This is a genomic window from Caballeronia sp. ATUFL_F1_KS39 (genome assembly GCF_023630985.1).
Lineage (GTDB): Bacteria > Pseudomonadota > Gammaproteobacteria > Burkholderiales > Burkholderiaceae > Caballeronia > Caballeronia zhejiangensis.
Genome location: NZ_JALQDZ010000036.1, coordinates 245,610 through 270,986 on the forward strand (window position 1 = coordinate 245,610; position 25,377 = coordinate 270,986).

The window sequence follows — 25,377 nt, forward strand, 5'->3', positions numbered from 1 at the left end:
CGTTTGGCGTGCAACGAATAGTAGAGCGTCGAAGATAGGAAAGCGCTAATCCGCGTCTTAATTCAAGGCACAAAAAACTAGGAGCGAAAAGCACGACCGCCAGCAATCGGCATGAGCGCAGCATGCGATTGTTCGAACCGTCTAGTACATTTCCCGCATCGTGCCCTGTGCGCAACACGGCGGAAAAGAACTTTACTGTTGCCTTGCCAGCGTCCTGCGATGCCGGGAGAATTGAAGCAACGGCCTAAAAACCGTTCCTTCACTACCACGAGAGTTCGATGGCAACCTTAGAGGGCAAGGCGCAATACCGCATTGATACCGATAACACGGCAGCCGGTATCGCCATCATGATCCTGACGACCGCGACTTTCGCGGCAAGCGATTCCACCGTCAAGCTGATCGGCACCGCCGTCCCTCTGCTGGCTTTGCTCTGGGTTCGCTATCTTTTCCAGATGATCGTCATGGGCGCGTGGCAGATACGCCGCCGCGCGTTCGGCCTCTTTCGCACGGGCAGCGTCAAGCTGCAGATCGTGCGCGCGGTGCTGCTGCTGACCAATTCCGCGTGCACGTTCGCAGGGCTGCGGCATCTTCCGTTGCCCGTCAGCACGTCCCTCGCGATGCTCGCGCCAGTCATCTCCACGCTGCTCGCCGCGCTCGTGCTGAAAGACGACGTGCCGCGCAGCAAGTGGGCGCTGGTCGCGATCGGTTTCGTCGGCATGCTGCTGGTGGTGCGGCCGGGCGGCAGCTCGTTTAGCTGGACGGTGATCTATCCGATCGGCGCGGCGACGACGTTCGCGTGTTTCCAGGTGGTGTCGAGCCATCTTTCGCGCGTCGACGACGCGATCACGACCAACTTCCTCACGGCGCTCGTCGCGACGCTCATGCTGTGCGTGCTCGTGTGGATGGATCAAGCCGAAATGCTGCCCGCGCTCGCGCAGGTACGATTCGAAAGCTGGCTGCTCGTCGTCTTCATGGCGACGATGGCGACCACCGGCCACGGACTCATGCTTCAGGCGCTAAAGCGCGCGCCGCTCTCCGTGCTGACGCCGCTCGGCTACGGCCAGCTCGCGTTCGCCGCCCTTTTCAGCTGGTTGCTCTTCGGACAAGTGCCCGACTTCTGGATGGCGATCGGCATGTGCGTGATCGCGGCGAGCGGCATCGGCACCGTGCTCCTGCATGGACGCAAGGCGGCGCCGGCCGTATCGGCGGATGTCTGACGATAACGGAACGCTCAGTTGGCGGCGTGCGCGCGCTCGGCCTGGCCCGTGCAGAGCCAATGCGGATCGATGTCCAGCGCCTTCGCGATGCGATTGAATGCCGCGAACGGCGGAACCGTGATGCCGCGCCGCCAGAATTGCACGTCGTGCTCGCTCACGTCGAGCCAGCCAGCGGCTTTTGCGGAACTGATGTTTGCCTTCTGCAAGGCCCGGTCGAGTCGTGCGGCCATGGCGCGCCGCAAGGCGTTGTCTTCGTGACTGCGTTCAAGGTGGCCAAGGGTTTGGGAATGTCGCCCCATTTTCTTCAAGTCTCTCGATTTATATCTTTATGCCGTTCAGCGCCGGCTCATTCGCGCGAAGGTGAATCCTACTGATTCACGATGACGCGGCAGTGACAGAAATACCGGAAAATCGTCCGATCTACCGAAAGCCCGTCGCGCATGTTGCAGTGCGAGATTCTTCCAATTAACGCATCAATGCGTCAAGTGGGGAAACAACGCATTCGGTAACTTTTGTCTTAGGGGTTTACGACAGGCCGCGCCTGGACGCCTGCAGCAAGCGTTTAATGAACGCACGTTCGCAGGCCGACTGGTCGGGATTATTTCTTTTCTACCTGCATTCGTGTGATGTGTGATGAGTCCTTAATCGCTCCGATTATTTACTTTGCGCTCACTGTTATTTTTGAATGAACGGCTGAGTGGTTTAAAGTCAAGCCGGGAAAACGTAATTGACACACCACACGCTTGCCTTAAAATAAGTCGTTCGCTGCATTGCACAAATACATCGGCAATCAATTGGCAATTTCCATATGGAGTCGAGCATGAGCAGTCTTGCGCCCGAAAATGTAATCGCGTCACAAAAGGCGGGGGTCGACACCACGTTCGGTGTCGCCGCACGAGCCGTCGAAGGCTTTGAAAAGCTGACCGATCTGAACGTGCGTACGGTCAGGACGGCGCTCGACGAGCATCAGGCGCTCATCGCCAGAACGCTCTCCGTGCGCGATCCGCAGGCGTTCTTCGCGCTTCAGAACCAGCACCTGCAAGACAGCGCCCAGCGCGTTCAGGCCTATTGGCTCGGCGTCTATGAGATCGCGTCGGGCGTGCGCGGCGGCTATCTCGAAGCCGCGCAGGACCAGATCGCGAAGTCTCAGCGCAATGTGCAGGCGTTCGTCGAGAGTCTCGCGAGCAATGCGCCGGTCGGCAGCGAAGCCGTCGTGACGGCGTGGCGCACGGCGATCGATGCCGCGACGGAATCGGCGAATTCCGCTTACGAAGCGGCGAAGAAGGCCGCGCAGCAAGTGGTGGAGGCCGCGCAAAACGACGCCTCGGTGGCTGGCCAGACGGCCGTGCGCGTGGTGTCGTCGAAGACGGCAAGCGCGAAGAAGTAACTCGCCGGCGATCCAGCAAAAGGCGGACGCGGTCCGCCTTTTTTACGTCTCAACCGCCCAGACTCTTCAGCGAGAGTTCGTGCGAACGGCCGATCCACACCGCCGAGTCGCGATGATCGACGAGCGCGTCGCCCGTATTCGGATGCATGAAGACATCGAGCGCGCCGTGATTCAGCGTGAGCCACGCGAGCATCGGCGCGAGCAGCGCATCGCCGAATCCCAACTGGAACGACCACATCGGATGCGGCCCGACCGGGCGCTCGTGAAAGCGGCCCAGACGCAGCGCGCCATCCTGCAATTCGGTCGCAAACCGCTGCTCGATCACGAGCCGAAGCTGCCACGCGGCGTCGCGGCTCGCGGCATCGAAATAGACATGCGCGTGCCAGTCGGCGATCGTGCGTGTGTCCGTGGCGTTCATCGTTTCGTCCGTGCGCGGCAATATTGAGATGCGTGTCATTTTAGCGAACCGCGTTCAGCAACGTTCGAGCGTCCAGAGCACGGCGCCGTCACCGAACGTTCGATGATGCGTCGCGCGCATGCCGACGCCTGCGCCGAGTTGAGACAACACGAACGCATCGGCGTAGCGCGTGATGCCACCGATCGCATGCGACGACGACAGGCGTTCGATCCACAGCCAGCCCGCATCGCCCGACAGAGATGCGATCTGCGCGCCCGTCAGACGCGCGCGCCGCACGATGATGCCGCCTTGCGGCAAGTCCCCGTCGACGACCCACGTGCGCGCCGATGGCCGCGTCGCGCCGCCGAACGGCATCCACGGCACGACGCCCATCGCGATAAGAAACGCGCGCCGTGTCGTCATCGCCAGATGCCCTGCTTGCCGGGCGACAGAATCCCGTTCGGATCGAGCGACGCCTTGATCGTCTTCGAAAGCCGCATCAGCGCGTGATCGTTGAAATCGTATTGCGCGGCGGCGAGGTCCATGTACGACAGATGCGTGCGATATTGCCCGTAGCCCGCCGCGCCCGCATCGCGGATCAGCGTTTCGACGAGCGCGCCGGCATCGCGCGATTGTTTCGGATCGTCGCGATCGAAAATCGCCGCGAAGATGTGATGCATCGCGCGCTCGCCGGCCGTGAATCCGCCGTAATAATCGAAGCCGAATTGCGCGGCGCGCTCGCGCACCATGCGGACCTGCTTCACGGCATCGCGTCCGATGGGCGGACAGATCGGCGAGAAATCGATGTGCGCGCCCGAGCCGCCGCGCCAGTTGAGCAGATTGAACGCTTCGAGTCCCGGAATGCCGACTTGCGCGCGATCGCCGCCGCCTTCCGGCTCGACCGATGCATCGCGATACGGCATCTCGAAGAGCGTCGCGCCCGCGATCGGCCTGTAGCGCGCATGCACGATATCGCGCCGCGCCTCGACGAGCGCTCTCGGCCCATACAGGCAGAAGCGCAGGTTCCAGCGCCCGATGCCGATCTTGCGCGCCATGGCGTCGATGGCGCCGTCGGGCATCGCGCCGTCGCCGTCGAACCATTGCTTGCGCGTCGACACGCCTGCCGCCCAGCGCACCGCGCTTTCGATGACCGCGTTGCTCTGGATGGTGCCGTCCATCTTCAGCGGGCGCAGCGTATCGACGACGCGTTCGAGATCGTCCTCGCGCGCGAATGCGTAGCGGCAGATCATGTAGCCCTCGGGCGCGGGCATGAGCCAGACGCCGAGCTTCGTGACAACGCCGAAGTTCGATTGCATGAACATGCCGTCGTACGAAGGCCCGAAGCCGCTCTTGAATACCTGCCAGTCGCGGCTCGACGACATCGCGCCCATGCCGGTGCGTACGACATCGCCGTTCGCGAGCACGACTTCCATGCCGCACTGATTCGCCGCATGGTCGCCGTATGGCGTCGTGCCGTAACCGCGTTCGAGCGTGTTGCCGATCACGCTGCCCCATCCGGCCGCGGGCGGATCGAGCCAGAAGCGCCGCGGCGTGCCGAGCGCGCGATACAGGTCGTAATAGGTCACGCCCGGTTCGACGAGCGCATAAGCCAGCGTTTCATCGATCTCGACGATGCGATTCATCCGCCGCAAATCGAGCACGACGCAACCAGGCATACGCGGCGCGGCGCCGCCGTAAGCGAAGTTGCGCCCCGTCGATACGGTCCAGAGCGGCACGCGATATCGATTCGCGACCGCCAATGCCGCACGCACGCCTTCGACGTCCTTCGGCAACACGACAGCAGATGGCGCGTGTGCGGATGCATCGCCGGGCGCGAACGGATCGAGATACGAAGCGATATCGTCCGCGAGCACCGCATCGTTGCCGAGCGCCGACTTGAACGCCGCGAGCGCCGCGGGCAAATACGGCATCAATATCCGCCGCTGCTGCCGCTGTTCGATGTCGTGCCCGACGCGCCCGAGCTGCCATCGGTCTGACATCCTGCGAGCAGGCCGGCGAGCAGCGCGAGCATGACTGTTGCGATTCTGGCGAGCTTCATGGAACCACCTCCGAAAGATTGAAAAGCGGGCACGGCGATTAAGCCGCTTATTCATTAAACGCGCGGCGGGGCGTCGATATTCCGTCGATAAAGCGTGAGACAATTTCGCGCCCTTTCACCGATACCCGCGATGAAGCGCTACCAAGCCCTTGCCGACACGATGGCCGCCGAGATACGCGCGGGCCGCCTGCCTGTCGGTGCACGGCTGCCTTCGGTGCGGCATTTGACGACGCAATACGGCGTCGGCCAGTCGACGGTCTTTCGCGCGTACTACCTGCTCGAAGAATGGGGCTTGATTCGCGCGCGCGAACGTTCCGGCTATTACGTCGCGCCGGGCGCCGCACTCGCGCCGAAAGAGAGCGCGACGCTGAAAGAACCCGCGCCCATCGACGTAAGCAGCCTCGTGTTCTCCGTGCTCGACGCCGTGAAGCGCCCGGACGTCGTGCCGCTCGGCTCCGCGTTTCCATCGCCGGCGCTCTTTCCGTTGCAGCGTCTTGCGAAGTCGCTCGCGCACGCGGCGCGGATGCTCGATCCGTGGAGCACCGTCGTCGACATGCCGCCGGGCAACGAGGCGTTGCGCGGACAGATCGCGCTGCGTTATATCGGCATGGGAATCGCGCAGCCGATGGACGAACTCATCGTCACGAACGGCGCGATGGAAGCGCTCACGCTTTGCCTCATGGCCGTCACGCAGCCGGGCGATGTCGTCGCGATCGAATCGCCGTGCTTCTATGCCGCGCTGCAGGCTATCGAGCATCTCGGCTTGCGCGCGGTGGAGATTCCGGTCGATCCGCAAGACGGTCTCGATCTCGACGTGCTCGCCGAAGCGCTCGACAAGCATCCGGTGCGCGCGTGCTGGTTCATGACGAACTTTCAGAATCCGACGGGCGCGACGCTTTCCGTCGAGAAAAAGCGCGCGCTCGTCGCATTGCTCGCGAAGCACGAGGTTCCGCTGATCGAAGACGATGTCTACGGCGAACTGCATTTCGCGCAGGATCGTCCGCCGCCTGCGAAAGCTTTCGATACGAACGGGCTCGTGATGCATTGCGCATCGCTGTCGAAGACGCTTGCGCCGGGGTATCGGCTCGGCTGGGTCGCGGCGGGCCGTTTCGCAGATGCGATCCGGCGTCTCAAGCTGATGACGAGCATTTCCACCAGCGTCCCGATTCAGGCGGGCATCGCCGATTATTTGCAGCACGGCGGCTTCGACAAGCACTTACGCAAGCTGCGCGGCGCGCTTCTCGCGCAACGCGATGCGATGGAGCACGCCATCGCGCGCTGGCTGCCGTCCGACGTCGCATATCGGCGGCCGGACGGCGGCTATTTCCTGTGGCTGCAACTGGCCGATCACGTCGACGCGATGCAGTTGCATCGGCGGGGACTCGAACACGGCATCAACGTGACGCCGGGGCCGATCTTCTCCGCGCGTCACGATTTCGGGAATCATGTGCGCGTCAATTTCGGTCATCCATGGTCGCCGCAAATCGACAACGCGATGAAAACGCTCGGAGAACTGCTGCGCGCGGCTTCGTGAAAGGCGCGTGCTAGACTCCTGTACATGCATACAGTATCCGAGCCCGCCTACACCGTCGCCGTGCGCGCGCTGTGCGAGTTCACGGCGAAACAGGGCGATCTCGATCTACGCTTTACGCCGACGCCGAGCGCGCAGGAAGGCGTCGCCGGCCATGCCACGGTGACGAACCGTCGGCCGGACGGATATCAAAAGGAAATTTCGCTTTCGGAAACCTACGGCCCGCTACTCGTTCGCGGCCGCGCCGATGGCTACGATCCCGCGCTCAACCGGCTCGAGGAAATCAAGACGCATCGCGGCAAGCTCGAATCGATGCCGGAGAATCATCGGCATCTGCATTGGGCGCAGGCGCGCGTCTACGGACATCTGATGTGCCGAAAGCTCGGGCTGGAAGCCATCGACATCGCGCTCGTTTATTTCGATATCGTCGATGAAACCGAAAGCGTGCTCGTCGAGACGCAAACGGCCGCAGCGCTCGCCGTGCATTTCGAGGCGCAGTGCGAACGCTTCATCGCGTGGGCGCGGCAGGAACTGGCGCACGGGGCGGCACGCGACGAAGCGCTGAAGACGCTCGCGTTCCCTCACGCCGATTTCCGCCCCGGCCAGCGCGCGCTCGCGGAAGCGGTGTATCGCTCGGCGGTGTCGAAGCGCTGTCTCGCCGCGCAAGCGCCGACGGGCATCGGCAAAACGGTCGGCACGCTCTTTCCGCTCCTGAAGGCCTGGCCCGGCCAGCAACTCGACAAGATCTACTTTCTCACCGCGAAAAGCGCGGGACGGCAACTCGCGCTCGACGCGCTCACGACGCTCGCCGCGAAGCCGTTGCGCGTCGTCGAACTCGTCGCGCGTGACAAGGCTTGCGAATATCCCGATCGCGCGTGTCACGGCGAATCGTGTCCGCTCGCGCGCGGCTTCTACGATCGCCTCGCCGATGCGCGCGCCGCCGCGCTCCAATGCACGCAGTTCGATCGGGCGTCGGTCGCCGAGGTCGCGCGCCGGCATGACATCTGTCCGTACTATCTGAGCCAGGAATTGTCGCGCTGGAGCGATGTGATCGTCGGCGACTACAACTACTACTTCGACACGAGCGCGATGCTCTTCGCGCTCGCGGAGGCGAATCGCTGGCGCGTGGCGGTGCTCGTCGACGAAGCGCACAACCTCGTCGAACGCGCGCGCGGCATGTATTCCGCGACACTCGATCAGTCCGCCTTCAACGCGATGCGCCGCGGCGCGCCGGGCGTGCTCAGGAAGGCGCTGGGGCGCGTCGCGCGAAGCTGGAGCGAGACGGCGAGCGAGCAGCACGCGTCGGGCATCGAGTACGCGGCGCATACGGAGCCGCCCGCGCGCTTTTTGACCGCGCTCGGGCAAGCCGTTTCGCTGATGACAGAAACGCTCGGCGAACAGCCCGACGCCTTCACGCCCGACACGCTGCGCTTCTATTTCGATGCCGTGCATTTCACGCGCATCGCGGAGCGTTTCGGTTCGCATTCGATCTTCGACATCACGCTTTCCGGCGCGAACGCAAACGCGAGCGCAAACGCGAAGAAGCGCAATGCCACGCTCTGCCTGCGCAACGTGATTCCCGCGCCGCATCTCGCGCCGCGATTGGCGCGCGCGCACAGCGTCGCGCTCTTTTCGGCGACGCTCACGCCCGCGCACTTTTACGCCGATACGCTCGGCTTGCCGGCATCGAGCGTGCGGATCGACGTCGAATCGCCCTTCTCCGCCGATCAGCTCGACGTGCGCGCGATCGCCGATCTTTCGACGCGCTATCGGGATCGCGAGCGCTCGGTGGATCTCATCGCCGCGCAATACTTCCGCGCCGAGGGCAACTATCTGAGCTTCTTCAGCAGCTTCGACTATCTGACGCAAGTGGCGGCGGCGCTGGCGGCGCGTCATCCGTCGATTCCCTGCTGGCAGCAGTCCCGCGCGATGAGCGAGGCGGCGCAACGCGAGTTTCTCGCGCGCTTCGTCGCCGATGGACGCGGTATCGGATTCGCGGTGCTGGGCGGCGCGTTCGGCGAGGCGATCGATCTGCCGGGCACGCGTCTCATCGGTGCGTTCGTCGCGACGCTCGGGCTGCCGCAACTCAATCCCGTCAATCAGCAAATGAAAGCGCGCATGCACGAGGCGTTCGGCGAGGGCTATGCGTACACGTATCTTTTTCCCGGCTTGCAGAAAGTGGTGCAGGCGGCGGGACGCGTGATTCGCGGACCGCTCGATCGCGGCGTGCTTTATCTGATCGACGACCGCTTCGCGCGCGCCGAAGTGCGGCGGCTGCTGCCCGCGTGGTGGCAGGTGAAAGTGTTGCGCCAACGCGACTTGAGCGAATCGAGAAATACCACTATCTAGACGCGCGCACCGCCGCCGTTAACTGATCCATCGCGGGCATTCGTCTTGCTTTTTTACGGCACCTTGGGGACACGCAGATGTCGCTACCGGGCCGACAGAGCCCACTATTGGAGAACCCCATGTCCACCGCTCAAACCCCGCGACCCATCGATGCGCTCGACATGCTCGAAGCCGATCACCGCGCCATCGAACAATTGTTCGATGCCTTCGAACGCGCGGACCACGACGATTTCGAGCGCAAGAACTCGCTCGTACAGCGCGCGTGCGAACTGTTGACGATCCATACGATCGTCGAGGAAGAATTGTTGTATCCGGGCGCGCAGAACGCGCTCGAAGCGGACCGGCGCATCGACGTGGACGAAGCCTACGTCGAGCATTTTCTGGTGAAGACGCTGATCGAACGATTCGCGAACCTGCGCGCCGGCGAAGACGGATTCGACGGGACGTTCAAGGTGCTGAAGGAAAACGCGGTGCATCACATCGAGGAAGAGGAAACCGTACTCTTCCCGGCCGTGCGCAAGACGCAGATGGATCTCGTCGCGATCGGCGCGAAGATGGCCGCGCGCAAGGCCGCGCTGCACGAACGCATCGCGGAGACTGCGGCCGCGCACTGAATTGCACAGCAAGAGCCGGAGTGCGTGCGTCGCGTCGCGGGCGCACACTTCATTCGAATTCACGCACATCCGGAGGAACGACATGAAGGTGCTCGAACGCGCGACGGCAGACGATATCGGCGATCGCATCGACGCGCTCGACTGGGCCGATCTCGAAGCGCAACTCGATAGCTTCGGCTGCGCGACGGCGTCGGCGCTTTTTTCGCCCGACGAATGCGAGGCGCTCGCGGCGCTTTACGATCGCGACGGCATTTTTCGCAGCCGCGTCGTGATGGAGCGCCACGGCTTCGGGCGCGGCGAATACAAATACTTCGCGTATCCGTTGCCGGGCGCGCTCGAACGCGTGCGGCGCGCGGTGTATCCGCATCTCGCGCCGGTCGCGAATCGCTGGAACGAGGTGATGGGCATCGAGACGCGCTATCCGCGCGAGCATGCGGCGTTCATCGAGCGCTGTCATCGCGCGGGGCAGACACGGCCGACGCCGCTCTTGCTACGTTACGTGCCCGGCGATTTCAACTGTCTGCATCAGGATCTCTACGGCGAGCACGTCTTTCCGATTCAGATGGCGATCCTGCTTTCCGCGCCCGGCCACGATTTCACCGGCGGCGAATTCGTGATGACGGAGCAGCGTCCGCGCATGCAGTCGCGTGCGGAAGTCGTACCGCTTTTGCAAGGCGATGCGGTGTTCTTCGCGGTGCATCATCGGCCGGTGCAGGGCACGCGCGGGCCGTATCGGGTGAACATGAAGCACGGCGTGAGCCGCCTGCGCTCGGGACGCAGGCATATGCTCGGGGTAATTTTTCACGACGCGCAGTGAGCGCGCGCACTGTCGGGCTTACTCGTTCTCGTCGAAGTAATGCCCGAAGCGCGCCTGCTTCGTCTTGATATAGCGCTCGTTTTCCTCGCGCATCGGGATGGCGAGCGCGACGCGTTCGCATACGGGAATATCGTGCCTGAGCAGCGTGTCGAACTTCGACGGATTGTTGCTCATCAATCGCACCGACTTCACGTTCATGGAACGCAGGATCGCGGCGGCGGAATCGTATTCGCGGGCGTCGTCGGGCAGGCCGAGATGCAGGTTCGCATCGACGGTATCGAGCCCCTGTTCCTGCAGCGCGTATGCACGGATCTTGTTCGCGAGGCCGATGCCGCGCCCTTCGTGGCCGCGCAGATACAGCAGAATCCCGCGAGCCTCCGCGGCGATATAGCGCAATGCCAGATCGAGCTGCTCGCCGCAGTCACAGCGGTACGAGCCGAAGACATCGCCGGTCACGCATTCGGAGTGCAGGCGCGTCAGCACGGGTTCGCCGCTGCTCACGTCGCCCATCACGAACGCGATGTGCTCCACATCCGTGTGCTTCACGCGATAGACGTACGAAGCGAAAGTGCCGTAGCGGGTCGGAATGGTGGCGGTCGCCACGAGTTCGACGTCCGCGCACTCGTCGCACTCGCCGAAGCGGTGTTGCGGGTTCTGCACGTCCTGCGTAGGAGAAGCGGTTTTCATAGTCAATCTGCGAGTCCACGACGCCGGACGGCGGCTGCATTTTTGCGCCAGCCCGGTTCGTCATGTTAAAGCCCATCGGGAAAGTTTGCAGATTGTCTCACGGCGCGCGCGCGTTCCCGCGCTTTACCGTACGGTCTTTCGCTTCTACGCGGGTTGGTCGAACGTGCCGGGACTCTTGTCCGTCGCGCGCCATTCGGGCTTGCGCACCGGATCGGCCTTCTGAAGCGCCGCGCGCAGGCCGGCGGCGTCGAGATCGGCGGTGTAGACGGGCGTCGCGGGCTGCTGACGCCAGGAATCGTCGATCTGGCCGGCATCGACCGGATCGAAGCCGATCTCATCGACGAGCTTCATCACGACGGCCTTTGCCTTCGCGTCATCGCCCGCGACCGGCAGCGCGATGCGGCCCGGCGTTCCCGGCGGCTTGCCGCGGTTCTTCAGGTGATCCGCATAGATATTGTTGAACGCTTTCACGACCGGCCGACCGATCTGCTGCTCGACCCAGCCGCTCTCGGGCGTGCCCTTTTCGATGCCTTCGATCCGCCCGTCGCGCTGCTGCGGATAGTAGTTACCGGTGTCGATCACGACGACGCTCGCCGGCACGCCCGCAAACAGATCCTTCGGCAGGTTCGGCACCTTGGCTTCGGGAATCGTGACGACGACGACTTCGGCGTCCTTCACCGCGTCCCGCGCTTCGACGGCCTTCGCGCCGGTCTCGCGCTCGATATCCGCGAGCGACGCCGGGCCGCGCGAATTCGCGATACGCACGTCATGCCCTTTCTCGGTGAAGCGCAGTGCCAGCACCGAACCGATATTGCCCGCTCCGATGATTCCTATTTTCATACTGCCTCCTTGAAATGAAAGTGAAAGCGACCAAGTCTGTTTAAGGAACCTGCGAAGGCGCATGCAATCAGAATGCCTTGTGCGGGAAAACGCCAAAATATCGCGTCGATAGCCCGGCGCTATCCCGACAATAAAATCAATCCACTTCGCAAGTACGATAGCTTTCCTGTATAGTTCACTTACTTCTTCAACACCACTCCAAAAGGAAACTGGTAATGCCCATCATCAACAGTCAAGTCAAGCCGTTCAAAGCAACCGCCTATCACAATGGCGAGTTCGTGACCGTCACCGATGAAAGCCTGAAGGGCAAGTGGTCGGTGTTTGTGTTCTACCCGGCCGATTTCACGTTCGTCTGCCCGACCGAACTGGGCGACCTGGCTGACCGCTACGAAGAATTCAAGAAGCTCGGCGTGGAAATCTACTCGGTTTCGACCGACACGCACTTCACGCACAAGGCATGGCACGACACGTCGGACACGATCCAGAAGATCAACTATCCGATGATCGCCGACCCGACGCTCGCGATCTCGCGCAACTTCGACGTTCTGATCGAAGAAGAAGGCCTGGCGCTGCGCGGCACGTTCGTGATCAACCCGGAAGGCGAGATCAAGCTGTGCGAAGTGCACGACAACGGCATCGGCCGCGACGCTGGCGAACTGCTCCGCAAGGTTCAGGCTGCTCAGTACATCGCGAAGAATCCGGGTCAAGTGTGCCCCGCCAAGTGGACGCCGGGCGCTGAAACGCTGACCCCGTCGCTCGATCTGATCGGCAAGATCTAAGTCTCGTACTTCACGAGCGCTGTATCGAACTTGCCGCGGTTCTGCGGCAGGTTCACCCCAAAAAACGTGTTCGTCCGGCGCTGCGAATTTCGCAGCGCCGCGGCGGAACACGTCTGCAATATCCCAAGTCAAGGAACGGACATCGCCATGCTCGACGCCAATCTCAAGAATCAATTAAAAGCGTATCTGGAAAAAGTCACCCGGCCGATCGAACTCGTCGCCTTCCTCGACGACAGCGACAAGTCGCGTGAGCTGAAAAGCCTGCTCGACGAGATCGCTACGCTGTCTGCGCGGATCAGCGTCGTCGAGAAAGAGGACGCCAGCGTGCGTCGTCCGTCCTTCACCATCGGCGAGGCGGGCAAGGCTGCGGGCATCCACTTCGCCGGCATCCCGATGGGCCACGAATTCACGTCGCTCGTGCTCGCGCTGTTGCAAGCCGGCGGCCATCCGATCAAGCTCGACGACGCCATCATCGAGCAGATCAAGAATCTCGACGGCGACTTCGCGTTCGAGACGTATTTCTCGCTGTCGTGCCAGAACTGCCCGGAAGTCGTGCAGGCGCTGAACGTGATGGCGATCATCAACCCGCGCATCAAGCATGTCGCGATCGACGGCGCGCTGTTCCAGCAGGAAGTCGAGGAACGCCAGGTCATGTCCGTGCCGATGATGTTCGTCAACGGCGAGAGCTTCGGCTCGGGCCGCATGGGCGTGAAGGAAATCCTCGCGAAGCTGGACACGGGCGCATCGGCGCGCGCGGCGAAGGAACTCGAGAACAAGCCGGTGTTCGACACGCTGATCGTCGGCGGCGGTCCTGCCGGCGCGGCGGCGGCGATCTATTCGGCGCGCAAGGGCATTGCTACGGGCGTCGTCGCCGAGCGCTTCGGCGGTCAGGTGCTCGATACGATGGCCATCGAAAACTTCGTCTCGGTCAAGGAAACCGAAGGGCCGAAGTTCGCCACAGCGCTGGAGCAGCACGTCAAGAGCTACGAAGTCGATATCATGGACGTGCAACGCGCCGAGAAGCTGGTGCCGGGCCGCATCAATGAAATCCATCTCGCGAGCGGCGCGGTGCTGAAGGCGAAGACCGTGATTCTGTCGACCGGCGCGCGCTGGCGTGAAATCAACGTGCCGGGCGAGCGCGAGTATCGCGGACGCGGCGTGGCGTACTGCCCGCACTGCGACGGCCCGCTCTTCAAGGGCAAGCGCGTCGCCGTGATCGGCGGCGGCAATTCGGGCGTGGAAGCGGCGATCGACCTCGCGGGCATCGTGTCGGCGGTGACGCTGATCGAATTCGGCAACGAGCTGCGCGCCGACGCGGTCCTGCAGAAGAAGCTGCGCAGCCTGCCGAACGTGACGATCGTCACCGAGGCGCAGACGACCGAAGTCACCGGCGACGGCAAGAAGGTCAACGGCATCACGTACACGGACCGCGCGACGGGCGCGAGCCATCACGTCGAGCTCGAAGGCGTGTTCGTGCAGATCGGCCTCGTGCCGAACACCGAATGGCTGAAGGGCGTAGTCGAGTTGTCGAAGCACGGCGAGATCGTCGTCGATGCGAAGGGCGCGACCTCGCTGCCGGGCGTGTTCGCCGCGGGCGACGTGACGACGGTGCCGTACAAGCAGATCGTGATCGCGGTCGGCGAAGGCGCGAAGGCGGCGCTCTCGGCGTTCGACCATCTGATCCGCGCGTCGGTGGAAGACGAAGCAGTGGTCGAAGAAGAAGCGGCGGCCTGAGCATCGTTCAGGCGTCGTGGTGACCGGAAGGCGGACGGGGCGACCCGTCCGCCTTTTTTCGTTTATTGAGCGTCGGAAGCCTTCGGTTCCAGCACCATCGGGAACGTCACTTCGAACACGCTTCCGCGCCCTTTCGACGACTGGAAGCGCAGTTCCCCTTCCAGCGTGCGCGACAACTCCTTGACGATCGCAAGGCCGAGCCCGGCGCCGGGAATGTCGTCATCGGCGGCGCGCTCGAATTCCTCGAACACGCGCTCCTGATCCGCCACGCTGATGCCGACGCCCGTATCGGCGACGCGCAATTTCCAGCGCTGATCGGGCGCGGCGGCGATCGACAGTGCGATCTCGCCCGACGACGTGTACTTGATCGCATTCGACAGCAGATTCAGCGCGACCTGCTTCACCTTCAGCCGGTTCGACGTCACCTCACCGAGCGCCGGATCGAGATGGCCGATCAGCTTCAATCCCTTCGATTCGGTCGCGACGCGGCAGGCCTGCATCAGCTCGTCGAAGAGACCGACGAGATCGAACGGCTCGACCGTCAGCACCGAATCGTCGCCCAGCACTTTCGAATATTCGACCATCTCGTCGACGAGCGACGCCATGTCGGCGACTTGCCGGTTCGCCAGTCCGAGCGCCGTCTCGCGCTTCGCGGCCGAGCGCGAGGCCAGTTGCAGCGCCGTCGAGAACACGTTGAGGAAATTGCGCAGATCGTGCGCGACGCGCCGCGTGACCTGCATGCGCGTCTCGTACAAATCGCTGATGAGCTTTTGCCGCAGCGTGAGCTCGTAGTTGGCGCGCTCCAGCATGCCGGTGTATTCGTCGATCTTGCGATCGCGCTCGCCGATCGCCTCGCGAATCGACGCCAGCGTGACGAAGCTCACGACTTCATCGGTCATGAGGCGCGCGTGCTCTTCGTCGGCGCGCGAAAGATCGTCATGGGCGCCCGCGTATTCGCCGATCGCGAGCAGCAACACCTGACGAAAAAGATCGAGTTCGCGCACGAGTTCATCGATACGGTAGCCTTGCTGCCAGCGCCATTGCCCGTGTTGGCGCGCGTCGCGCTCGATCGCGCCTTCCTGGTCGCGCAGATTGCGCGATTCCAGCACGATGCAGATTTCATCGAAGATGCTCGGCAGATGATCCGCAAGCTGCCGATACGTGAGCTGATCCGAATGTTCGACTTCCTGATCGCCGAACACGAGCTTCATCCAGCGTTCGGTGAGCGCGTCTTGCTGCGCGCGCAGCGCGTCCACGAGACCCTTCAAGCCGCCGACTGACGTGTCGCTCATCTGCGAGTCCCCGAGTGCTTAAGGCGCCGGAGGGCGGCGCGAATGATGTTCGTGATATGCATGCGAAAGCAAGTTCCGATATTGCCTGGAACCGCCCGCGAATGCTTCGCCAGTATAGGCGCGATGCCCGCGCGAAAGGGACATATCCGAGTTTTTTCAATGACTCGCGTGCACATCGGATTCAGCGTTCCATTCAAAGGCCGTCGCGCGGCTTTGGATCGGCGCGGCCCGCGCATCTAGAATCGCGTGTGATATCACGACGAACATCGACTGGAGCCTTCAATGACGACATCATCGCCCGAATGGCAAGCGCGCCAATATTCGCTGTTCGAGGAAGAGCGCACGCGCCCCGTCCGCGATCTGCTGAACGCGACTCATGCGCGAGCCGCGCGCACGGCGGTCGATCTCGGCTGCGGCCCCGGCAATTCAACCGAAACGCTCATCGCGCATGCGCCGAACGCGCGCGTGATCGGCGTCGACAATTCGGGCGACATGATCGACGCGGCGAAAAAGCGCCTGCCCCAAGTCGAATTCGCGCTCGCCGACATTTCCGCGTGGCAGGCAGAAGGACCGTTCGATCTGATTCTCGCGAACGCGGCGCTGCAGTGGGTGCCCGATCACGAGACGCTGTTTCCGTCGCTCGCCGGCAAGCTCGCGAAGGGCGGGCAGCTCGCCGTGCAGATGCCCGACAATCTCGACGAACCCGCGCACCGCCTGATGCGCGAAGCCGCCGCCGATGGCCCTTGGCGCGACAAGCTGAAGGGCGTGGAGCGCACCGCGCGCTTCCGGGCGGACTGGTATTACGCGTTGCTCAAGCCGCTGTGCGCGCGCGTCGACGTGTGGCGCACGACGTACCATCATCCGCTGGACGGCGGCGTCGATGCCATCATCGAATGGTTCAAGGGCTCGGCGCTGCGGCCGTTCCTCGCGAAGCTCGACGAGAAGGAAGCGGCCGCGTTCCTCGACCGCTATCGCGCCGGCCTGAAAACCGCATATACCGTTTTCGACGACGGCAGCGTGCTCCTGCCCTTCCCGCGTCTGTTCATCGTCGCGACGCGCTGAGTGTCAGTTCGGCCGGCGCTGCTCGCGCAACATCTGCACGAACTGCCGCGCCGCCGGCGAAAGCTCGCCGCCCCTGCGCGTGACGATGCCGTAGGTCTGCGATTTCGACTTCATGCGAACGGGCAGAATGCGCAGCATGCCGTGGCGCTCGAACACTTTCGCGACGCTCGCCGGCAGAATCGACACGAGTTCCGCGCTCTCTTGCAGCAGCGTCACGGTCATCAGCGGCGAGGCGGTGGAAATCGGATTGGCGGGCATCGGCAGGCCGGCGAGATCGAGTTCGCGTTCCAGCAATGCGCTCATCGGCATATAGCTCGGATACGTGACCCAGCGATAGCGCGCGAGATCGGCGAAACCGACTTCCGGCTCGCCCGTGCGCTCGTGACCCTGACCGACGACGATGCAAAGCGGCTCGTCCGCCAGCGGCTGATACTGATACTTCGACGGCTGATCCGACACGCTCGAGCGCCCGATGACGAGATCGACGCGGCCGTCGTCGAGCATCGGCAGCATGCGCGCGCTCGTATCCTCGACGATTTCGATCGCCAGATCCGGATGCTTCGCGTGCATCTCGTTGACGATCGGCGCGACCACGCCCGGCACCGCGCCCATGATCGTGCCGACGGTCAGCCGCCCGCCCGTGCCCGCGCGAATCTGCGCGACTTCCTGGCAGAGCGCGTTGAGATCGGCGGCCAGCACGCGTGCGTAGCGCACCACGCAGCGGCCGAACGGATTCGGGATCAGCCCGCTCTTCGCACGCTCGAATAGCGGCGCTTCCAGCATGGATTCGAGTTCGGCGAGCGCCTTGCTCGCGGCGGATTGCGTCATCGCCATGGCGCTCGACGCCTTGTGCAGCGATTTGTGGTCGTCGAGCGCGATCAGCAGTTGAAGCTGCTTCATGCGCAGCCGCGACATCAATACATCGAGCGTGTTCTTCATCTTTCGGCGTGCGGGAAAGCGCGGGATGATTCCAAAAAGCGATCAAGCGATGGAAAGGTTTCACTATACAGGCGCACGCGCGAAGCCGTATAGTCGGGCAAGGTGCAGTCATCGTACAACCGGTACATGCGGCTGCCGCGAATCACTCCAAGCAAGGACGAGACATCATGCAACTCACTGGCAACCTGCTCATCGGTCAGGAATCGGTCTTCGGCTCGAACGGCTCGATCAAGGCCGTCAACGCGTCGACCGGCGCGGCCATCGAACCGGCTTTCGGCGGCGCGACGCTCGCGGACCTCGACCGCGCGTGCGCCCTCGCGTGGGCCGCGTTCGACGTCTACCGCGAAACCGCGCCCGAAGCGCGCGCGAAGTTCCTGGAAACGATCGCGCAGAACATCCTCGATATCGGCGACGACCTGATCGAGCGCTGCATGATCGAAAGCGGCCTGCCGCGCGCGCGTCTCGAAGGCGAGCGCGGCCGCACGGTCGGCCAGTTGCGCATGTTCGCCGATGTCGTCCGCAATGGCGATTTTCTCGGCGTGCGGATCGATCCGGCGCAACCCGAGCGCAAGCCGCTGCCGCGCGTCGATCTGCGTCTGCGTCATATCGGCGTCGGCCCGGTCGCCGTGTTCGGCGCGAGCAACTTCCCGCTCGCGTTCTCCGTCGCCGGCGGCGACACGGCGTCGGCGCTCGCCGCCGGTTGCCCGGTCATCGTCAAGGCGCACTCGGCGCATCCCGGCACGGCGGAGCTCGTCGGCCGCGCGGTGCAGAAGGCCGTGAAGGACTGCGGCATGCCCGAAGGCACGTTCTCGCTCCTCTTCGACAGCGGCCGCGACATCGGTCAGGGCCTCGTCGCCGACAACCGCATCAAGGCGGCGGGCTTCACCGGCTCGCGCGGCGGCGGCGTCGCGCTGATGAAGATCGCGGCGGCGCGCAAGGAACCCATCCCCGTCTACGCGGAAATGAGCAGCATCAACCCGGTACTGCTCTTCCCGAACGCGCTCAAGAATCGCGGCGAAGCCATCGGCAAGGCGTTCGTCTCGTCGCTCGTGCTCGGCGCGGGCCAGTTCTGCACGAATCCGGGCCTGATTCTGGCCGTCGACGGCCCGGATCTCGACAAGTTCATCGAAGCGGCTTCCGCTGCGCTCAAGGAAACCGCCGCGCAGACGATGCTCACGCCGGGCATCTGCAAGACGTACGCGAACTCGGTCGCGAAGACCGCCGATAACGCCGACGTGACCACCGCCGCGCGCGGCCTCGAAGCGAAGGGCGACAATCAGGGCCAGTCGGCGCTGTTCGTCACCACCGCCGAAGCGTTCCGCAAGAATCACGATCTGCAAGAGGAAATCTTCGGTGCATCGTCGCTGGTCGTGCGTTGCCCGAGCCTCGACGCGATGATCGATCTGATCGAATCGCTGGAAGGCCAGTTGACCTCGGCGCTGCATATCGACGAGGCCGATTACGCCGATGCGAAGCGCGTCCTGCCCGCGCTCGAGCGCCGCACCGGCCGCCTGCTGGTGAACGGCTTCGGCACGGGCGTGGAAGTCGGCCACGCGATGGTGCACGGCGGCCCGTTCCCGTCGACGGCGGATGGCCGCTCGACTTCGGTCGGCAGTCTCGCGATCAACCGTTTCCTGCGCCCGGTCAGCTATCAGGATCTGCCTGACGCGCTTCTGCCCGACGCGCTGAAGACGGCGAATCCGCTCGGCCTGAACCGCCGCATCGACGGCAAGCTGCAACTGGCGGAATAACGCTTCGGGTTAGTCTGATGAAAGCCGCGGCGCGTCATTCGCGCCGCGGCTTTTTCGCTTCTGCGCAACGCCGAGCACGAAAGGCAAACCTTTCGAACGATGATTCGGAAGCCTTACCAATCTCCCGGCAACGTCCGCCGCTTCGGGCGATCCGCGTTGACATACTCGGCGTGGGCTCGCTACAACGTTTCATCACGCGCTCGAATCGCTTTCACATCAGTGGGTTATCCGGCGATCGCGCCCCGTTGTCTTTTTTCGGCTAAGGATTGGCGATTCAAAACCGCCGCCGCGATCCCAAAATGTCAGAAATATCGTGAGCGAGAGCACCGCCCGGAGTAGGGGCGAAAGGCAATTGACGTCCGATAGTGGTTGAACCATAGTCGGATAGTCGTTTCCCGCTGGCGCGCGCGCCGCGCGGACAAAGAATACGAAGGATTGCTGCCGCGGGACGCCGTTCCCGCGTACAGGCGCGACGGCTCGGCGCGCATTGGCGGCCACGCGATTTTGGCAACCTCACGCACACGTCCTTCGAGGGCTTTAGCATGACCACGCGACTGACGTTTCCCGCATCCATGTTCTCCGTCGTCTGCCAGCGGTGCGGCAGCACGGTGCGCAAGAACGCCGACAGTTGCCCCAATTGCGGCGCAGACCGAAGCGCCGCATTCGGCCAGACGCGCGAGGCCGCCTCGGGCAAATCGCGCAAGAACGTTTTCGAAGAGGCATCGGCGCCGCTCGCATCGGCGGGTGCGTCCGCATCCGGTTCTTCCGCTTCCCTCGACTCGGATGGCGCCGGGCGCGTCGAGCCGGGCATGCGCTCGCGCTGGACGGAGCGCGCGAGTGAGCGCATCGCGCAAAAGGCGGCGGAGTATCGCGCGCGCCGCGCCGAGGAATCCGCACGCAACGCCTTCGCCGATTCCAGCAACGATCCCGACGCCCTGCCCGGTTCCGAGCGGTGGAACACGAAGAAGACAGTCATCGCCGGTGCATGCGGTCTCGTGTTGCTGCTCGGCGCGACGTTCTATTACCAGCTTGGCGATTCGGACGGCGGTTCGAGCACGCCATCCGCGGATCACAGCGTTTCGGGCGTGATCGATTCCAAGGTTGGTTCGCTGATGCGCGGCGCAACCGACGCGCCCGGCACGCCTGCCGCACCGGCCGCGGCGGACCGGCGCCCGTTGGCCGCCGCTCCGTCCGGCAATGCGCTGCAGGATGTGCGCGTCGCGCTGGATCAGCACGATCTCGCCACGGCCCGCGCGCGGCTCAAAATGCTTCCGCCGCAGCAACAGGCGCGCGCCGACTACGAATCGCTGAAGGACGAGCTCGTCAAGCGCGAAGCGCAGCGCGACGCCGCGCTGCAACTCGCGCGCGCCTGCGAGCGCACGTCCGCGTGGGCGTGCGTGCAGCAGAACGCGGGCGAGGCGCTCGCCCTCGACGGCAGCAACATCGAATCGCAAGCCATGCTCGAACGCGTGATTTCGCACGCGGGCTGGCTCGCGCCGACGGCAGTGGCCGCGCTCGCCAAACGCGTGCCGGGCACGGCGCCCGCCGCGGATGCCGCGAACACGGCGGCTGCCGCGCCCGCTCAACTTCCCGCGCAGGCAAACGTTGCAGCGGCGGCCGCGCAGGCCGCGAAGACGAACGGGTTTGCTCAGAAGCCCACGCCGGACAGGCGCACGGTGCAACGCAGCACCGCCGCGCGCTGGGCCGACGACGACGCTGCCTACGAATCGCGCGCGGAGAAAATCGCGCGTGGCCAGGCGGCGACCGCCGCGATCACCGCGACGACGATCAATCCGCCGCCCGCGCCGACCGTGGCCACGACGATGACGATGCCCACGCCCGCGCCGCAAGCGGCCACGCAACCGACGCCCCAACCGACGCCCCTGCCGACGCCACAACCGGCCACGACACAAGCCGCCGTGCCCGCGCCGTCGCAACCGGCCGCTGCGAAGGCCGCTCCGCCGCCCGTCACGCAAGCGGCGCGCGCGCCCTATTATCTCGGCGAAGAAAGCGCCCAGCCTTCCGCCGCGAATTCGCGTGCCGCGAACCCGCGCGCGCCCTATTACATCGGCGACGAGCCGCCGCAGCAAGCCGCTCGTCCGGCCAATCCGCGCGGCGCGTATTACCTCGGCGAAGATCCGCCGCAGCCGTCGGCGCCCCCGACGCGCACCGCCGTGCCGCATCCACCGCAATCGGCCAATCAGAGCAGCGCGCTCCCGCCATCGACGGCGCCGATGCAGGCAGCCGTGCCCCGTCCGCCCGCGGCCGTCGCACAAGCCGTCGCCCAGCCCGTCGTGCAGACGAACGTCGCGACGCGCAGCACGCAGGCCGCGGCCACGACCGGCGCGTCGCCGCAGTTCGCCACGGTGCCGGCCGGCTCGCATGTCGACTCCGACAAGTCCGAGGAACTCGAACGCGCCATCAAGCAATACGGCTGGAGCGGCGGCGATTCGGCCTCGAAGCCGCCGTCGCGCTGAAAACGGCAAAAAAACGCAAAAAAACGCACAAGAACGACGCAAGAACGACGCAACTACAAGAACACGCAGAGACAACACCGACGCACCGCAAGCACGCGCCGCGCATCTTCGCGCCGGGCCGCATGCGAGTGCCCGCGCATGAGCAGATTGCGCGCGACGCGGACGATTCCCGCATCGTGCGAGTTTCAAAAAGCACCCGTCCAACTCCGACTAAGGGTCAATCATGTTCACCACGAAATACATGCGCAACGCCGCACGGGGCGCGCTGACGCTTCTCGCCATCGCCGGGATGATCGGCGCGGGATCGAGCTTCGCCGCCGATCCGATTCCCTACAAGATCACGACGGGCCAGGAACGCGGCACGTATATCCAGATCGGACAGGACTTGTCGAAGTACGTCGCCGAGCCGGCCGGCATCGAACTGGAAGTGCTGCCGTCGAAAGGGTCGGCGGAGAACGTGCAGCGCATGCGCTACGAGCCCGGCGTGAAGTTCGCGCTGGTGCAGTCGGACGTGTATCAGGCGTACATGGACATGGCGACCTCGGGCAATGCGGACGCGGGCAAGATCATCAAGCCGCTGCGGCTCATCATGCCGCTCTACGACGAAGAAATTTACTTCGTCACGCGCGCGGACTCGCCGATGAAGTACATCCACGAGATCAAGGGCAAGAACATCAGCGTCGGGCCGATCGGCAGCGGCACGGCGCAATCGGCGGAGACGCTGTATCGGCTGATGTTCGGCGAACCGATCGCCGAAGCCAACGAGCAGCATCTCAACAACGAGGATTCGCTCGCGCGGCTGATCGTCGGGAAGATCGATGTGGCGGTGATCGTCGCGGGGCAACCGGCGAAGCTCTTCCAGGACATGAATCCGGAGCTGCTCAAGCAGATCAGGCTGCTGCGCCTCGATCCGAACGCGCAGGAAACCGCGCGCGCGAAGCAGACCTATTTCCCGGCGACGATCCGCACGACGAGTTATCCGAACTGGATTCAGGAAGACACGCCGACGCTCACCGTGAAGGCGTTTCTCGTGACCTACGATTACGGTTTGCGCGGCACGGTCGGCGCGCTGTCGAAATTCGCCGATTCGCTGTGCTCGAACTTCGACACGCTGCAGGCGAACGGCCATCCGAAGTGGAAGCAGGTGCATCTCGAACTGCCGCCGCTCACGAAGGGCTGGAAATACTATCCGCCGATGGAAAAGCACTTGCGCGCGTGCATCGCGCAGCGCACGGCGGCCGCCGAGCAAGCGCAGAATCCGACGCGCAAGGTCGCGACGCGCGACGCGGACGCGGCCGCGCAAAAGCCGAAAAAGGCGGCGTGTTCCGCGCAGGAAAAGCTGCTGTTGTTGTGCGATCAGTGACGCCGCGAAGCTAGCGGACGAGCGTCGGCATGAGCGCGGCGAGGCGCGTCGCGCCGCGCTCGATCGCCGTGACGCTCGTCCCGCCGTAGCCGAGCAGCACGCCTTGCTGCGCCGGCTCGCCCGCGTAGAACGCGCGTATGCCGTACAGCCCGACCGATACGGCGCGCGCCGCCGCGACGACCTCGTCTTCCCGCACCGAACCGGCGAGCCGCGCGACGAGATGGATGCCCGCCGTCGCGGGCAGCGGCTCGAACCAAGGCGCGAGCTCGCCTTGCAGACGTTCGATCAACAGCGCGCGGCGTTCCGCGTACGCCTTGTGCATGCGGCGCAGATGCTTCGCGTATTCGCCATCGAGCATGAACGCGCCGAGCGCGGTTTGCGTCAGCATGCAGCTGTGCCAGTCGCAAATCTGCTTTGCGTTCCAGAGCGGTTCGGAGAGTGTCGCGGGCGGCACGACGTAGCCGAGCCGCAGATCGGGAAAGAGCGTCTTCGAAAACGTGCCGACATACGCGACGAGTCCCGCGCGATCGAGACTCTTCAGCGATTCCACCGGCCGCCCTTCGAAGCGGAATTCGCCGTCGTAATCGTCCTCGACGATCACCGCGCCGCGCTTGCCCGCCCATTCGAGCAACTCGACGCGCCGCTCGAGGCTCATCGGCATGCCGAGCGGAAACTGATGCGACGGCGTCACGTAGACGAGCCGCGTGTTGCGCGGCAGCTTTCTCACGACGATGCCCTCGCCATCGACCGGCACATGCGCGATGCGCGCGCCGAGCGCCGCGAAGAGCGCTCGCGCCGGCGGATAACCCGGCTCTTCGACCGCGACGACATCGCCCGGCTGGATCGTCACGCGCGCGAGCAGATCGAGCGCCTGTTGCGCGCCCTGCGTGACGATCACGTCCTGCCAGTTGCAGACGACCGCGCGGCTGAACGCGAGATAACGCGCGATGCCGAGCCGCAACGCCTGCTCGCCGCCCGGATCGCGATAACCCGCGACGCCGCCGCCCGCGCGCGCCTGCGTGCGCAGTGCCTGATTCAGGCAGCGTCGCCAGGCGTCGTAGGGAAAGAGCGATTTGTCGGTTACGCCGCCCTTGAAATCGCAGTCGAGCGTTTCGTCGGCGGGCGGCATCGGCATCGCCATGCGCTCGGGCATCTTGCGCCAGATGCCGGTGGCGCGAGCGCGGGCCGATACGGGTTCGGTGCGCGCGGTCGGCAGGCGCGTGAGCCCTTCAGCGACGAACGTGCCGTCGCCGGCGCGCGTGCGCAAGAAGCCTTCCGCGATCAGCCGCTCGAAGACATCGAGCGTGGTCTTGCGCGAGACGCCGAGCTGCGCGGCGAGATCGCGCGTGGACGGCAGGCGCGCGTTCGCGGCGAGCCGCCCTTCGATGATGCCCGCGCGTAGCTGGCCGTAGATCTGGCCGGTCAGGTCGCGGCGGCCGTGCAGGGTGATGTGGATGTCCAAGGGTGCTGGCGACCGACGCGGCTACAGTTGATAGGGCATCCGCACGCCCGGATCGTCGGGCGGGAAGTCCTTCGAGTTGCGCGAAACGAGCAGCGCATTCACCGATTGCGCCGACGCCCACACGATCGCATCCGGCAACTTGATGCGCGATTTCCTGCGAATTCCGATTGCGAGGTTCGCGACGGCCGAATCGAGCGGCACGAGATCGAAGGTGGACAGCCAGGCGCGCAGCGACGCTTCACTGTCGGGTTTGGCGCCCTCTAGAACTTCCATGTGCGTGATGATGCTGATCGACCGCTCTTCGTAACGCTCGATCTCCTTGCGTGCCGCATCGATTCCCAACAGGTAATCGATCAGGATGTTCGTGTCGAAAAGCGCTCTTACCATTCTTCGCGCAGCTCCCGCTGATACTGCAATCCATCGATCTTTCGCTCTTGCCATAAGCCGAACACATCGACGGCAGGACGGCGCTTGTTGCTCGCGACGTACGCGCTGATCGCGTCCCGAATGACCGCGGCTCGCGGGCGCTGCTGCTCTTCGCCGATCGCGGCGAGTTCGTCTATCTGTTCGTCGGGCAAATCGATCAAGATCCTTCCCATAGATACCTCGCTATACGATAT

General features: G+C 64.3%; 24 protein-coding genes. 12 read left to right on the plus strand and 12 right to left on the minus strand.

The window, feature by feature from the left end; all coding sequences use genetic code 11:
• Nucleotides 1-278: 278 nt before the first annotated feature.
• On the plus strand, nucleotides 279-1,217 hold the full coding sequence (locus NCR93_RS18350; RefSeq protein ID WP_250532271.1) for a DMT family transporter: 939 nt from the start codon (nucleotides 279-281) through the stop codon (nucleotides 1,215-1,217).
• A gap of 14 nt (nucleotides 1,218-1,231) precedes the next feature.
• Here the strand turns inward: NCR93_RS18350 and NCR93_RS18355 are convergent, their stop codons facing one another.
• Nucleotides 1,232-1,516: a helix-turn-helix domain-containing protein gene (locus tag NCR93_RS18355; RefSeq protein ID WP_033537060.1), complete on the minus strand. Its 285-nt coding sequence runs from the start codon at nucleotides 1,514-1,516 to the stop codon at nucleotides 1,232-1,234.
• Nucleotides 1,517-2,037: 521 nt separating this feature from the next.
• Between NCR93_RS18355 and phaP the strand changes: the two genes are divergently transcribed.
• Nucleotides 2,038-2,604 (plus strand): TIGR01841 family phasin, encoded by a 567-nt coding sequence (gene phaP / locus NCR93_RS18360; RefSeq protein ID WP_239294394.1) that lies wholly within the window; start codon nucleotides 2,038-2,040, stop codon nucleotides 2,602-2,604.
• A 49-nt stretch (nucleotides 2,605-2,653) separates the two neighbouring features.
• On the opposite strand, the gene NCR93_RS18365 is transcribed toward phaP, so the two are convergent.
• Genes NCR93_RS18365 through NCR93_RS31935 form a run of 4 tightly spaced genes read right to left on the minus strand, consistent with a single transcriptional unit; the run spans nucleotide 2,654 to nucleotide 5,060 of the window.
• Nucleotides 2,654-3,022, minus strand: coding sequence for a DOPA 4,5-dioxygenase family protein (locus tag NCR93_RS18365; protein WP_033537083.1), 369 nt, complete (start codon nucleotides 3,020-3,022; stop codon nucleotides 2,654-2,656).
• A 54-nt stretch (nucleotides 3,023-3,076) separates the two neighbouring features.
• Nucleotides 3,077-3,424, minus strand: a complete 348-nt coding sequence (locus tag NCR93_RS18370) for a hypothetical protein (RefSeq protein WP_175979484.1) — start codon at nucleotides 3,422-3,424, stop codon at nucleotides 3,077-3,079.
• Nucleotides 3,421-4,932, minus strand: coding sequence for an FAD-binding oxidoreductase (locus NCR93_RS18375; protein WP_175979485.1), 1,512 nt, complete (start codon nucleotides 4,930-4,932; stop codon nucleotides 3,421-3,423). The genes NCR93_RS18370 and NCR93_RS18375 overlap by 4 nt, the downstream gene beginning before the upstream one ends.
• Nucleotides 4,932-5,060 (minus strand): hypothetical protein, encoded by a 129-nt coding sequence (locus NCR93_RS31935; protein WP_268811676.1) that lies wholly within the window; start codon nucleotides 5,058-5,060, stop codon nucleotides 4,932-4,934. The genes NCR93_RS18375 and NCR93_RS31935 overlap by 1 nt, the downstream gene beginning before the upstream one ends.
• 130 nt (nucleotides 5,061-5,190) lie before the next feature.
• Here NCR93_RS31935 and NCR93_RS18380 point away from each other — a divergent pair, with 130 nt between their 5' ends.
• From NCR93_RS18380 to NCR93_RS18395, 4 genes are all read left to right on the plus strand, one after another.
• On the plus strand, nucleotides 5,191-6,594 hold the full coding sequence (locus NCR93_RS18380; protein WP_175979486.1) for an aminotransferase-like domain-containing protein: 1,404 nt from the start codon (nucleotides 5,191-5,193) through the stop codon (nucleotides 6,592-6,594).
• A 24-nt stretch (nucleotides 6,595-6,618) separates the two neighbouring features.
• Nucleotides 6,619-8,940, plus strand: coding sequence for an ATP-dependent DNA helicase (locus NCR93_RS18385; protein WP_250532272.1), 2,322 nt, complete (start codon nucleotides 6,619-6,621; stop codon nucleotides 8,938-8,940).
• A gap of 119 nt (nucleotides 8,941-9,059) precedes the next feature.
• On the plus strand, nucleotides 9,060-9,554 hold the full coding sequence (locus tag NCR93_RS18390) for a hemerythrin domain-containing protein (RefSeq protein ID WP_175979488.1): 495 nt from the start codon (nucleotides 9,060-9,062) through the stop codon (nucleotides 9,552-9,554).
• A gap of 82 nt (nucleotides 9,555-9,636) precedes the next feature.
• A complete protein-coding gene (locus tag NCR93_RS18395) occupies nucleotides 9,637-10,371 on the plus strand; it encodes a 2OG-Fe(II) oxygenase (RefSeq protein ID WP_175979489.1) in 735 nt (244 codons plus the stop codon).
• Nucleotides 10,372-10,389: 18 nt separating this feature from the next.
• Here the strand turns inward: NCR93_RS18395 and ribA are convergent, their stop codons facing one another.
• Together ribA and NCR93_RS18405 are read right to left on the minus strand one after the other, a co-directional pair.
• Complete coding sequence (ribA, locus tag NCR93_RS18400; RefSeq protein ID WP_008352974.1) at nucleotides 10,390-11,058, minus strand: GTP cyclohydrolase II; 669 nt, start codon at nucleotides 11,056-11,058, stop codon at nucleotides 10,390-10,392.
• Nucleotides 11,059-11,202: 144 nt separating this feature from the next.
• Complete coding sequence (locus NCR93_RS18405; protein WP_175979490.1) at nucleotides 11,203-11,961, minus strand: NADPH-dependent F420 reductase; 759 nt, start codon at nucleotides 11,959-11,961, stop codon at nucleotides 11,203-11,205.
• Between the two features lie 152 nt (nucleotides 11,962-12,113).
• Here NCR93_RS18405 and ahpC point away from each other — a divergent pair, with 152 nt between their 5' ends.
• On the plus strand, nucleotides 12,114-12,677 hold the full coding sequence (ahpC, locus tag NCR93_RS18410; RefSeq protein WP_008352971.1) for an alkyl hydroperoxide reductase subunit C: 564 nt from the start codon (nucleotides 12,114-12,116) through the stop codon (nucleotides 12,675-12,677).
• 147 nt (nucleotides 12,678-12,824) lie between these two features.
• Nucleotides 12,825-14,411 carry an alkyl hydroperoxide reductase subunit F gene (ahpF, locus tag NCR93_RS18415; protein ID WP_008352970.1) on the plus strand — a complete coding sequence of 529 codons (1,587 nt, stop codon included), beginning with the start codon at nucleotides 12,825-12,827 and terminating at the stop codon, nucleotides 14,409-14,411.
• Nucleotides 14,412-14,473: 62 nt separating this feature from the next.
• Here the strand turns inward: ahpF and NCR93_RS18420 are convergent, their stop codons facing one another.
• Nucleotides 14,474-15,703, minus strand: coding sequence for a sensor histidine kinase (locus NCR93_RS18420; RefSeq protein ID WP_175979491.1), 1,230 nt, complete (start codon nucleotides 15,701-15,703; stop codon nucleotides 14,474-14,476).
• A gap of 282 nt (nucleotides 15,704-15,985) precedes the next feature.
• Here NCR93_RS18420 and tam point away from each other — a divergent pair, with 282 nt between their 5' ends.
• A complete protein-coding gene (tam, locus tag NCR93_RS18425) occupies nucleotides 15,986-16,765 on the plus strand; it encodes a trans-aconitate 2-methyltransferase (protein ID WP_008352965.1) in 780 nt (259 codons plus the stop codon).
• Nucleotides 16,766-16,768: 3 nt separating this feature from the next.
• Here tam and NCR93_RS18430 read toward each other — a convergent pair whose 3' ends face one another.
• Complete coding sequence (locus NCR93_RS18430) at nucleotides 16,769-17,704, minus strand: LysR family transcriptional regulator (RefSeq protein WP_008352964.1); 936 nt, start codon at nucleotides 17,702-17,704, stop codon at nucleotides 16,769-16,771.
• 167 nt (nucleotides 17,705-17,871) lie between these two features.
• Here NCR93_RS18430 and NCR93_RS18435 point away from each other — a divergent pair, with 167 nt between their 5' ends.
• From NCR93_RS18435 to NCR93_RS18445, 3 genes are all read left to right on the plus strand, one after another.
• On the plus strand, nucleotides 17,872-19,455 hold the full coding sequence (locus tag NCR93_RS18435) for an aldehyde dehydrogenase (NADP(+)) (RefSeq protein WP_008352961.1): 1,584 nt from the start codon (nucleotides 17,872-17,874) through the stop codon (nucleotides 19,453-19,455).
• Between the two features lie 542 nt (nucleotides 19,456-19,997).
• Nucleotides 19,998-21,932 carry a zinc ribbon domain-containing protein gene (locus tag NCR93_RS18440; protein ID WP_175979492.1) on the plus strand — a complete coding sequence of 645 codons (1,935 nt, stop codon included), beginning with the start codon at nucleotides 19,998-20,000 and terminating at the stop codon, nucleotides 21,930-21,932.
• A gap of 223 nt (nucleotides 21,933-22,155) precedes the next feature.
• Complete coding sequence (locus NCR93_RS18445; RefSeq protein WP_008352958.1) at nucleotides 22,156-23,295, plus strand: TAXI family TRAP transporter solute-binding subunit; 1,140 nt, start codon at nucleotides 22,156-22,158, stop codon at nucleotides 23,293-23,295.
• Nucleotides 23,296-23,305: 10 nt separating this feature from the next.
• On the opposite strand, the gene pdxR is transcribed toward NCR93_RS18445, so the two are convergent.
• Genes pdxR through NCR93_RS18460 form a run of 3 tightly spaced genes read right to left on the minus strand, consistent with a single transcriptional unit; the run spans nucleotide 23,306 to nucleotide 25,356 of the window.
• A complete protein-coding gene (gene pdxR, locus NCR93_RS18450) occupies nucleotides 23,306-24,757 on the minus strand; it encodes a MocR-like pyridoxine biosynthesis transcription factor PdxR (protein WP_175979493.1) in 1,452 nt (483 codons plus the stop codon).
• A gap of 21 nt (nucleotides 24,758-24,778) precedes the next feature.
• A complete protein-coding gene (locus NCR93_RS18455) occupies nucleotides 24,779-25,144 on the minus strand; it encodes a type II toxin-antitoxin system VapC family toxin (protein WP_175979494.1) in 366 nt (121 codons plus the stop codon).
• Nucleotides 25,138-25,356: a ribbon-helix-helix domain-containing protein gene (locus NCR93_RS18460; RefSeq protein ID WP_175979495.1), complete on the minus strand. Its 219-nt coding sequence runs from the start codon at nucleotides 25,354-25,356 to the stop codon at nucleotides 25,138-25,140. The genes NCR93_RS18455 and NCR93_RS18460 overlap by 7 nt, the downstream gene beginning before the upstream one ends.
• Nucleotides 25,357-25,377 lie beyond the last annotated feature (21 nt).

Excerpts from the sequence above, each read along its gene's own strand:
- NCR93_RS18420 (WP_175979491.1), bottom strand. The coding sequence starts at position 15,703 with ATGAGCGACACGTCAGTCGGCGGCTTGAAGGGTCTCGTGGACGCGCTG.
- NCR93_RS18445 (WP_008352958.1), top strand. The coding sequence starts at position 22,156 with ATGTTCACCACGAAATACATGCGCAACGCCGCACGGGGCGCGCTGACG.
- NCR93_RS18350 (WP_250532271.1), top strand. The coding sequence starts at position 279 with ATGGCAACCTTAGAGGGCAAGGCGCAATACCGCATTGATACCGATAAC.
- NCR93_RS18455 (WP_175979494.1), bottom strand. The coding sequence starts at position 25,144 with ATGGTAAGAGCGCTTTTCGACACGAACATCCTGATCGATTACCTGTTG.
- tam (WP_008352965.1), top strand. The coding sequence starts at position 15,986 with ATGACGACATCATCGCCCGAATGGCAAGCGCGCCAATATTCGCTGTTC.
- ribA (WP_008352974.1), bottom strand. The coding sequence starts at position 11,058 with ATGAAAACCGCTTCTCCTACGCAGGACGTGCAGAACCCGCAACACCGC.
- ahpC (WP_008352971.1), top strand. The coding sequence starts at position 12,114 with ATGCCCATCATCAACAGTCAAGTCAAGCCGTTCAAAGCAACCGCCTAT.
- NCR93_RS18460 (WP_175979495.1), bottom strand. The coding sequence starts at position 25,356 with ATGGGAAGGATCTTGATCGATTTGCCCGACGAACAGATAGACGAACTC.
- NCR93_RS18370 (WP_175979484.1), bottom strand. The coding sequence starts at position 3,424 with ATGACGACACGGCGCGCGTTTCTTATCGCGATGGGCGTCGTGCCGTGG.
- NCR93_RS18390 (WP_175979488.1), top strand. The coding sequence starts at position 9,060 with ATGTCCACCGCTCAAACCCCGCGACCCATCGATGCGCTCGACATGCTC.
- NCR93_RS18385 (WP_250532272.1), top strand. The coding sequence starts at position 6,619 with ATGCATACAGTATCCGAGCCCGCCTACACCGTCGCCGTGCGCGCGCTG.
- NCR93_RS18375 (WP_175979485.1), bottom strand. The coding sequence starts at position 4,932 with ATGCCGTATTTGCCCGCGGCGCTCGCGGCGTTCAAGTCGGCGCTCGGC.
- ahpF (WP_008352970.1), top strand. The coding sequence starts at position 12,825 with ATGCTCGACGCCAATCTCAAGAATCAATTAAAAGCGTATCTGGAAAAA.
- NCR93_RS18365 (WP_033537083.1), bottom strand. The coding sequence starts at position 3,022 with ATGAACGCCACGGACACACGCACGATCGCCGACTGGCACGCGCATGTC.
- NCR93_RS18405 (WP_175979490.1), bottom strand. The coding sequence starts at position 11,961 with ATGCGCCTTCGCAGGTTCCTTAAACAGACTTGGTCGCTTTCACTTTCA.
- NCR93_RS18355 (WP_033537060.1), bottom strand. The coding sequence starts at position 1,516 with ATGGGGCGACATTCCCAAACCCTTGGCCACCTTGAACGCAGTCACGAA.
- NCR93_RS18435 (WP_008352961.1), top strand. The coding sequence starts at position 17,872 with ATGCAACTCACTGGCAACCTGCTCATCGGTCAGGAATCGGTCTTCGGC.
- NCR93_RS18430 (WP_008352964.1), bottom strand. The coding sequence starts at position 17,704 with ATGAAGAACACGCTCGATGTATTGATGTCGCGGCTGCGCATGAAGCAG.
- NCR93_RS31935 (WP_268811676.1), bottom strand. The coding sequence starts at position 5,060 with ATGAAGCTCGCCAGAATCGCAACAGTCATGCTCGCGCTGCTCGCCGGC.
- NCR93_RS18380 (WP_175979486.1), top strand. The coding sequence starts at position 5,191 with ATGAAGCGCTACCAAGCCCTTGCCGACACGATGGCCGCCGAGATACGC.
- NCR93_RS18395 (WP_175979489.1), top strand. The coding sequence starts at position 9,637 with ATGAAGGTGCTCGAACGCGCGACGGCAGACGATATCGGCGATCGCATC.
- phaP (WP_239294394.1), top strand. The coding sequence starts at position 2,038 with ATGAGCAGTCTTGCGCCCGAAAATGTAATCGCGTCACAAAAGGCGGGG.
- NCR93_RS18440 (WP_175979492.1), top strand. The coding sequence starts at position 19,998 with ATGACCACGCGACTGACGTTTCCCGCATCCATGTTCTCCGTCGTCTGC.